We start from the raw sequence: 3,965 nt of genomic DNA, 5'->3' as shown, positions 1-3,965 counted from the left end.
GACGCTGGTATTTGAGTTCATATCGTCGATTTATCAATCAGTTATGCGATGAAGTTTACAGGTCGAACGCCCCGTATACAAGCCCTTTCGGGCTTAAGTTGAGAGCATTGCCCCGCACAGGGGCAACGCTAATAGACCACTAACAATTCAAGGAAAGGCCAACACCCTAAGAACACAGACAAAAACCGCCGAGCAGGCAAAAAACCACTATCCAAAACCAAGATTATTAAACTACCCTCTATCCAGATTCCAAATACCCCCGCAGCGCCGCAGGCAAAAACCACCATGCCCGACACCCCCCTGGACCTAAACCTAATCCCCTACCTGGTAGCAATGGAAGACACCCGCAACGTCAGCCGCGCAGCGGAGCAACTAGGTGTCAGCCAACCCCGCGTGAGCACCGCGTTAGGCCGCCTGCGGGAATACTTCGACGATCCGCTCTTCGTGCGAACCTCGAAAGGTATGGAACCCACGCCGCGCGCGCTCGCCATCCTCCCCGCCGCCCGCGACGCGCTTCTGCGTATCGAAAAAGGCATGCTCGACGTGCAGGACTTCGATCCGGCCACCAGCACTCATACCTTCTCCCTCGCGCTCTCCGACGTCGGCGAAATCGTCTTCCTGCCGCGGCTCCTGCAACTCTTTGCCGAACGCGCCCCGCATGCGAATCTGCGCTCGGTGTCGCTCTCGCCCTCGCAGGTGGAACGTGGACTCGAATCGGGCGACGTCGATCTCGCCGTGGGCTATTTCCCCGATCTGTCGGGCAATAACTTCTTCCAGCAACGGCTCTTCACCCATCGATTCATCTGCCTGATGCGCACGGGACACCCCCTTGCGAAGGCGCCCCTCACGCTGGCGCAGTACGTGGCGTCGGGCCACGCCGTCGTGCGTGCCGAAGGACGCAGCCAGGAAGTCCTCGAACATTACCTGGAAAAGAAGCGCATCAAGCGCCGCGCCGTACTCGAAACGCCGCACTTCATGAGTCTGCCGTTCATCCTCGCACGCACCGATCTGCTCGCCACGGTGCCGCACGCTATCGGTTTCGCGTACGTGTCGGAACATGCGTCGATCACGCTGGTCGAGCCGCCGCTGCCGTTGCCGCGCTTCGATCTGCGGCAGCACTGGCATCGCAAGTTTCATAACGATCCGCGGGCGAGCTGGCTGCGCGGTATCGTCGCCGAACTCTTCAACGACGACATGGACGAGTGGCCAAAGTAAGCACACGCCCCGACCGCGAGAGGGGGCATCGACACGATGCGGCGTAAAACATGGAACAATGGCCGCACTCATTGAACCCGCGCGCTCCGTTTAGCGTCGACGCGCAATCCCAGAGGAGCGACGGATGGCCAGCAGTAAAGCGAAGAAAACCAAACCCGAGGCCGCAGTGGACCGCCCCAGCCGCGAAGAAGCTGAAGCAGCGGTACGCGTGCTGCTGCGTTGGGCCGGCGACGATCCCGAGCGCGAAGGCCTGATCGATACGCCATCTCGCGTGGTGCGTTCTTATGAGGAGTTCTACGCGGGTTATCAGATCGATCCGCGTGAGATCCTCGCCCGCACCTTTTCCGAAGTGGACGGCTACGACGAAATGATCGTGCTGAAAGATATCCGCTTCGAAAGCTATTGCGAACACCACATGGTGCCAATCATCGGGCGGGCGCACGTTGCCTATCTGCCTGGGCATCGGGTGGTCGGCATTTCGAAGCTGGCACGTCTCGTCGATGCATTCGCCAAGCGCCTGCAGATCCAGGAAAAGATGACGGTGCAAATCGCCGACACGTTGAACGACGTGCTGCAACCGGCGGGCGTGGGTGTGATTCTCGAAGCGGCGCATCAGTGCATGTCCACCCGGGGCGTGCACAAGGCCGGGGTCACGATGGTCACCTCGCGCATGCTGGGCACGTTCCGCACCGATCCGTCGACACGCCGCGAGTTTTTGTCGATCGTGGGCAATCCGGGCGTGGTGGCCGTCGCCAATACCTGATAGCGGTTGGGTCGCACCGCGAATCAGGCTGCGGCGTTGGCCGCCGCCTCACGCCGTGCTGTGCGCGATACGCATCTGGCCGAAGGTGGCCAGCAACACCGCGCCAAGCACGCATGCAACACCCGCAAGTTGCGCCGCACTCACTGGCTCCCGCAACACGACAGCGGCCAACGCCACCGCGCTCACCGGCACGAGCGCGGTCATGAGCCCAGCTTCCGCGCCGCTGATGCGCGCAGCCCCCGCATACCAGAGAACAAAGCCAGCCACGGTCGGCACGAGCGCGTAGTACAGCACACCGTTCAGGGCGCTCGCATTGAACGGCATACTCCAGGGCCTTTCGAAACATGCCGGCACGAGCGCCACTGCCAAACCGATGCCGCACATCAACGCCGATAGCGGCAGCGGCGCGACCCGTGTGTGCAACTTGCGATTAAGCAGGATAAAGAGCGCCTCGCACACGATCGCCGCGAACACCAGCGCGTTACCTGTCAGCGAACTGGCGGCATGCGGCGTGGTGAAATCGTCGATACGCACGGTACACACCAGCACGCCCAGGGTGGCGAGGCCAATCGCACCGATCAACGCGGGCGCGGGGCGCTCGCCCAGCGCAAGCATGGCGACCACTGCCGACACCGCCGGCAGCGTGCCGGCAATCACACCGGCATCGGCGGCCGAGGCGAGCTTCATGCCACTGATGAGCAACACCGTATAACCGACGCTGCCCGCCCCCGCCTGGGCGATCACGAGCAACGTATCGTGTCGATCGAGACGTGGCCAGCGTACGCCACGCCAGCGCATCACCAGCACAAAGAGGGGGAACGCGATGGCAAAGCGCAGTGCGGTCGCGCTGAACGGCGGCAGTCCGCTGGCGATCGATTTGCTGACGACCACCGTGCTGCCGACGCCGATCATCGCCAGCGCGCAAAACAGGTATCCGACGTACCGTGAGCTCATGCTACTGTCCTGTTCCGTTGAACGAGCAGACACATTAGCGGCGGCACGCGCGCGCGGTCTTGAACGAAATTGCAGAGAAAGCGCCCGCCAGGGAAACAAGGAACGCCGTCAGTTCGAACAGGCGTCCAGCTCCACGACTTACCGGCGCGAATCCGACTTGCGCTCAGGCAGGACAGCCCGGCGCTGTACCTGGGCTCATCTAGTATCCTGATCGAAATAGAATCCCACCTTGGACACGAACCGAACGCGCGCGTAGAAAAACGCGCCCAGGAACACACCTTGCAGCCCGGCAAAACAAGCTTCGGCCGCAGCGCGGCCCAACCGTCACAACAGGAGTTCCGCAATTGGTAGAGTTTCCGTCGTCGGCGGTGTCAACCTGGGGCGGCGTGTTCGTTTTTGTGAACGTCCTGTTGACACGGCTCGGCCTGCCGATCCCCGCGGTCCCCGTGCTGCTCTTCGCGGGCTCGGCGATCGCCGCCGGCACACTGTCTTTCTGGCCGATCCTGTTCGCCGCCGTGCTTGGTGCGCTGATCGGCGACGGTACGTGGTTCGCCGCCGGCCGCATCTACGGCCGCAGACTGATCGCCGCCCTGGGCCGGATCTCCCCGGCGATCGATTCCAGGGTCGACAAGGCCCGCGCGCTATTCGAGCGCTTCGGCGTGGCGCTCGTGTCGATCTCGAAGTTCGTCCCCGGACTAGGACTCATCACCCCACCGCTCATGGGCACGACAGCGGTGGACAGTCGCATCTACGCTTTGTGGGACCTCGCCGGCGCTCTGATGTGGGCCACCTTCTGGCTACTCGGTGGCGCCGCGGCGGAAAGACAGTTGCATATGCTGCTCGCGTTCGTCAAAGCGCGTGGCGGCACGGTACTCGACATTCTGCTGGCCGCAGCGTTGGCCTATCTGGTGTACCGCCTGCAGCAGCGGCGGCGCGAACGACGCCGTCTCGCGGACGCGGCCCCCGCGGCTGCGTCGCAAGCGACACTCGCTGGATGGCGCCGCATCACGCCGCCCAAGGTCCTGGATGCCCG

At 63.0% G+C, this 3,965-nt stretch carries 4 protein-coding genes; 3 read left to right on the top strand and 1 reads right to left on the bottom strand.

Annotated elements, in window-relative coordinates; translation table 11 throughout:
* The first annotated feature begins 285 nt into the window (after nucleotides 1-285).
* The gene (locus FSO04_RS45170; RefSeq protein WP_154567888.1) at nucleotides 286-1,215 is read left to right on the top strand and encodes a LysR family transcriptional regulator; all 930 of its coding nucleotides are present in this window, start codon (nucleotides 286-288) and stop codon (nucleotides 1,213-1,215) included.
* A 124-nt stretch (nucleotides 1,216-1,339) separates the two neighbouring features.
* Nucleotides 1,340-1,978, top strand: coding sequence for a GTP cyclohydrolase I FolE (gene folE, locus FSO04_RS45165; RefSeq protein ID WP_154567886.1), 639 nt, complete (start codon nucleotides 1,340-1,342; stop codon nucleotides 1,976-1,978).
* A 48-nt stretch (nucleotides 1,979-2,026) separates the two neighbouring features.
* Here folE and FSO04_RS45160 read toward each other — a convergent pair whose 3' ends face one another.
* Nucleotides 2,027-2,932: a DMT family transporter gene (locus FSO04_RS45160; RefSeq protein ID WP_154567884.1), complete on the bottom strand. Its 906-nt coding sequence runs from the start codon at nucleotides 2,930-2,932 to the stop codon at nucleotides 2,027-2,029.
* 344 nt (nucleotides 2,933-3,276) lie between these two features.
* Here FSO04_RS45160 and FSO04_RS45155 point away from each other — a divergent pair.
* A partial coding sequence (locus FSO04_RS45155) for a DedA family protein (protein ID WP_154567882.1) occupies nucleotides 3,277-3,965 on the top strand: 689 nt, incomplete at its 3' end.

The sequence above is a fragment of the Paraburkholderia madseniana genome (assembly GCF_009690905.1).
In the GTDB taxonomy this organism is placed as follows: domain Bacteria; phylum Pseudomonadota; class Gammaproteobacteria; order Burkholderiales; family Burkholderiaceae; genus Paraburkholderia; species Paraburkholderia madseniana.
Note: the sequence above shows the minus strand (reverse complement) of the source record. Positions and strands in the feature narration are given on the sequence as shown.